This is a genomic window from Streptomyces sp. NPDC044063, assembly GCF_056434285.1.
Window position 1 is genome coordinate 134,770 of record NZ_JBWKFM010000021.1, and the last position, 4,900, is coordinate 139,669.

Annotated in this window: 5 protein-coding genes; all 5 read left to right on the plus strand. The window is 71.5% G+C overall.

What is annotated here, in order from left to right:
- Nucleotides 1-117: 117 nt before the first annotated feature.
- Entirely contained in the window at nucleotides 118-1,626 is a 1,509-nt protein-coding gene (locus tag AC07BS_RS24420; protein WP_478934460.1) for a protein kinase family protein, read from the plus strand.
- A gap of 36 nt (nucleotides 1,627-1,662) precedes the next feature.
- Nucleotides 1,663-2,352, plus strand: coding sequence for an RNA polymerase sigma factor SigM (gene sigM / locus AC07BS_RS24425; RefSeq protein ID WP_478645181.1), 690 nt, complete (start codon nucleotides 1,663-1,665; stop codon nucleotides 2,350-2,352).
- Nucleotides 2,349-3,335, plus strand: coding sequence for an anti-sigma factor (locus AC07BS_RS24430; protein WP_478645178.1), 987 nt, complete (start codon nucleotides 2,349-2,351; stop codon nucleotides 3,333-3,335). The genes sigM and AC07BS_RS24430 overlap by 4 nt, the downstream gene beginning before the upstream one ends.
- Nucleotides 3,336-3,453: 118 nt before the next feature.
- A complete protein-coding gene (gene trxB / locus AC07BS_RS24435) occupies nucleotides 3,454-4,422 on the plus strand; it encodes a thioredoxin-disulfide reductase (RefSeq protein ID WP_478645175.1) in 969 nt (322 codons plus the stop codon).
- A gap of 45 nt (nucleotides 4,423-4,467) precedes the next feature.
- The gene (gene trxA, locus AC07BS_RS24440; protein ID WP_478645172.1) at nucleotides 4,468-4,794 is read left to right on the plus strand and encodes a thioredoxin; all 327 of its coding nucleotides are present in this window, start codon (nucleotides 4,468-4,470) and stop codon (nucleotides 4,792-4,794) included.
- The last annotated feature ends 106 nt before the right edge of the window (nucleotides 4,795-4,900 follow it).

The following is a 4,900-nucleotide window of genomic DNA, read 5'->3' on the forward strand; positions in this document are numbered from 1 at the left end:
GGAAGGGGGGGTGCGTGATAGGGGGCCCCCCCCCCCCACCCCCCCCCTCCTCCCCCCCCCCCCCCCCCCCCCCCCCCCCCCCCCCCCCCCCCCCCCCCCGACGCACAACCGCCCGAGTTGCACAGCGGACACAAACTCGCCAGAAGGTACCGGCTGGAGGAGTGCGTCACCCGTCTGGAGGGATTCAGCAGCTGGCGCGCCGTCGACGAGAAGCTGCGCCGCGCGGTCGGCGTCCATCTGCTGCCCGCCGACCACCCCCGGGCCCGTCCGGTCCTCGCCGCGGCCCGCTCCGCCGCCCTGCTGGGTGACCCCCGCTTCGTCCAGGTCCTCGACGCCGTCGAGGAGAACGACCTCGTCTACGTCGTCCACGAGTGGCTGCCCGACGCCACCGAGCTCACCGCCGTCCTCGCCGCCGGCCCCCTCGAACCCCACGAGGCCTACCAGCTCGTCGGCCAGGTCTCCCAGGCCATGGCCGCCGCCCACCGCGAGGGCCTGGCCCATCTGCGCCTGAACCCCGGTTCCGTCCTGCGGACCGTGACGGGCCAGTACCGCATCCGGGGCCTCGCCGTCATGGCCGCCCTCCGCGGCATCACCTCCGACCACCCCCAGCGGACCGACACCGAGGCCATCGGTGCCCTCCTGTACGCCGCGCTCACCCAGCGCTGGCCGTACGAGAACGACGCCCACGGTCTGTCCGGTCTGCCCAAGGGCCTGGGGCTGATCGCACCCGACCAGGTCCGCGCCGGAGTCCACCGCGGGCTCTCCGAGCTCGCCATGCGCGCCCTCGTCAACGACGGCGCCACGGCCTCCCGGCAGGAGCAGCCCTGCACCACCCCGGAGGAGCTGGCCAAGGCGGTCGCCGCGATGCCGCGCATCCGCCCCCCGGAGCCGGACTTCACCACCCCACCGGCCTACCCGCGCGCCCGGATGTCCGCCCACCCGGGCGGTCCCGCGCAGCCCCTGCCGGTGGTTCCGCCGCCACCGCTCCAGAGCCCCACGGGCCGGGCCCTGAAGTGGAGCGTCGCGGCCCTCCTCATCGCCGCCCTGGGCCTGGGCAGCTGGCAGCTCGCCGACACGCTCCTGAAGGACGGCCAGCCGGACCGTCCCCGGTCGCAGTCGTCGGGGGACGAGGTCGGCAGGAGGGCGCCGAAGAAGATCAAGATCGTGGATGCCAAGGAGTACGCGCCGGACGGCAATCTCCAGCAGCCCGACGCGGTCGGGAACACCTTCGACGGCGACCCCAAGTCGTGGTGGCGCACCCGGTCCTTGTACAACGGGCCGGACATCGACCCCTCGTACAAGCCGGGTATGGGGATCGTCTACGACCTCGGGTCGACGAAGAAGCTCAATTCCTTCACCGCGGACCTCCGCTACGACGGCGACCACACGACGCTGACGCTGTACGCGGTCGACTCCCTCACTCCTTCGGTGCCGGTCAGCAGGATGAAGGAGCTGGCGAAGGTGAAGACGAAGACGAAGAAGGCGGTGCTGTCCCTCAAGGACCGACCGGAAGCCCGCTATGTCCTCCTGTGGATCACCGCGGTGCCCAAGTCTCCGGGCGACGACGAGACCTACAGCGGCCCCGGCTACAAGCAAGCCATCCATGAGGTCCACATCACCGGCTGACCGTAGGGTCGCGCCGTTCAGGGGGAGGGCTCGACGTTGGACGACGTCTCACATGACGGCGCGAGCGACGCCGAACTCCTGGCCCGGCATGTCGACGGAGACCCGGACGCCTTCGGCGAGATAGTGCGGCGCCACCGCGACCGGCTCTGGGCGGTGGCGCTCCGTACGCTCGGGGACCGGGAGGAGGCCGCCGACGCCGTCCAGGACGCGCTGGTCTCGGCGTACCGTGCCGCCCATACGTTCCGGGGGCGGTCCGCCGTCACCACCTGGCTGCACCGGATCACCGTGAACGCCTGCCTGGACCGGGCCCGCAAGGCGGCCTCCCGGCGCACCGCGCCCCTCGCCGAGACCGAGAAGCTCGAGCAGCTCCTCGAACCGCACGAGTCGGCGGCCGCGCCCGCCGAGCGCGGGGACCTCCAACGGGAGCTGGTGCGGGCCCTGGCCAAGCTGCCGCCCGAGCAGCGGGCCGCCCTGGTCCTGGTCGACATGCAGGGCTACCCGGTGGCCGAGGCGGCCGAGGTGCTCGACGTCCCCGCGGGCACGGTGAAGAGCAGATGCGCTCGTGGGCGGGCACGGCTGCTGCCGTTGCTCACCCATCTGCGCCCGGATGGCAGGGGTAGCCCCCCTCTTGACAGGGAAAGGAACCGGTCGCAGGGGGCGTCCGTCCCACCACCGGCAGGACAGAGCGACGCAGATCCAGTGAAGGGCGGAGGTGGGCGAGCGTGACTTCGACGACCGGCACGGATGAGCACCCGGAGGTCGAGGAGATCTCCGCGCTCACCGAGGGAGTTCTGCCGCCCGCCCGGACCGCGGATCTCCGCGACCACCTCGCGGCATGCGAGCTGTGCGAGGACGTACGGAGCTCGCTGGACGAGATCCGGGGCCTGCTCGGCACGCTGCCCGGGCCGGCACGGATGCCGGCCGACGTGGCCGAGCGCATCGACGCCGCCCTCGCGGCCGAGGCCCTGCTGAGCGCGACCGGCCCTGAGCCCGACATCCGGGCGGTCTCCGTTTCACGTGAAACACAGGCGCGTGAAACAGAGGCGCGTGAAACACCGACGCGTGAAACACAGGCGCGTGAAACAGAGGCCGCCCCTCATGTTTCACGTGAAACCGACCGTCCCACCGCCCGCTCCCGCTCCCGCACCTCCACCGGACCGGGCCGGCAGCGGTCCGCGTCCTCCGGCCCGCGGACGCGGACCCGGCGCTGGCGCACCGCTCTGCTCGGCACCGCCTGTGCCGCCGCGGTCATCGGGGTCGGCAGCTTCTTCCTCTTCCCCGGCGGGGACAGCGCCACCCAGGCGGGATCGCCGCGGTCCACCAGCCGGGCCCCCGGTGTGTCCACGCTCGACGCCACCGATCTGCGGACGCCCGTGCGCGATCTGCTCCGGACCACCGAAAGTGCCGGGACCGAGGCCGACGGGACTAAAGCCCCCGAGACGAAGGGCATGAAGACCTCGCCCGACACCACGTTCCGTGATTCCGGCGGCACGGTCCCGGTCTGTGTGCGGCAGGGGACCGGGCGGACCGAGGAGCCCCTCGCCACGCGTCAAGAGAAGTACGACGGGGAGGACGCCTATCTCATGGTGCTGCCGCATCCCGGGGACACCGCCCGCGTCGACGCCTATCTGATGTCCGCCACCTGCGGCGGGGCCATGCCGCCGGCACAGGCGAAGGTGCTGGCGCACCAGACCGTCGCTCGTGACTGAGCCGTCGCACAGCGCGCTGCCGTCAGCTTCGGGAATGCGGGCCCCGTAGGATCCGTTGGGTGGGGTGAGACCCAGCAAGGACCCAGAACAGCTGTCGGCGAAGACAAGGAAGACACCCGTGAGCGACGTCCGCAACGTGATCATCATTGGCTCCGGGCCCGCGGGCTATACGGCCGCGCTCTACACCGCCCGCGCGTCCCTGAAGCCGCTGGTCTTCGAAGGCGCCGTGACGGCCGGTGGTGCGCTGATGAACACCACCGACGTGGAGAACTTCCCCGGGTTCCGTGAGGGCATCATGGGCCCGGACCTGATGGACAACATGCGCGCCCAGGCCGAGCGCTTCGGTGCCGAGCTGATCCCGGACGACGTCGTCGCCGTCGATCTGACCGACGAGATCAAGACCGTCACGGACTCCGCCGGCACCGTCCACCGCGCCAAGGCCGTGATCGTCACCACCGGCTCCCAGCACCGCAAGCTGGGTCTGCCGCGCGAGGACGAGCTCTCCGGTCGTGGCGTCTCCTGGTGCGCGACCTGCGACGGGTTCTTCTTCAAGGACCAGGACATCGCCGTGATCGGTGGTGGTGACACCGCGATGGAGGAGGCCACGTTCCTCTCCCGGTTCGCCAAGTCCGTCACCGTGGTCCACCGCCGTGACGCCCTGCGCGCCAGCAAGGCCATGCAGGAGCGCGCCTTCGCCGACCCGAAGATCTCGTTCGTGTGGGACAGCGAGGTGGCCGAGATCCACGGCGAGAGCAAGCTCTCCGGCCTGACGCTGCGCAACCTCAAGACCGGCGAGACCTCGGAGCTCCCGGTCACCGGTCTCTTCATCGCCATCGGTCACGACCCGCGCACCGAGCTCTTCAAGGGCCAGCTGGACCTGGACGACGAGGGCTACCTCAAGGTCGACGCCCCCTCGACCCGCACCAACCTCTCCGGTGTCTTCGCCGCCGGTGACGTCGTGGACCACACCTACCGCCAGGCGATCACCGCCGCCGGCACCGGTTGCTCCTCCGCTCTCGACGCCGAGCGCTTCCTCGCCTCCCTGACGGACGGCGAGAACGTCCGTGAGCCCGAGCACACCGCCTGAACCACTCCGCCCCTCCCCACGCAGAAGAAGATCAAGGAGACCTCAATGGCTCTCAAGGCCGTGACCGACAAGTCCTTCGACGAGGACGTGCTCAAGAGCGACAAGCCCGTCCTGGTGGACTTCTGGGCGGCGTGGTGCGGTCCGTGCCGCCAGATCGCTCCCTCTCTTGAGGCGATCGCCGCCGAGTACGGCGACAAGCTCGAGATCGTGAAGCTGAACATCGACGAGAACCCGAACACGGCGGCCAAGTACGGCGTCATGTCGATCCCGACGCTGAACGTCTACAAGGGCGGCGAGGTCGTCCAGACCATCGTCGGCGCCAAGCCGAAGGCGGCGCTGGAGCGCGAGCTGGGCAACTTCATCCACGCCTGAGCCCTTATGCTCCGGGGGGGGGGGGGGGGGGGGGGGGGGGGGGGGGGGGGGGGGGGGGGGGGGGGGGGGGGGGGGGGGGGGGGGGGGGGGGGGGGGGGGGGGGGGG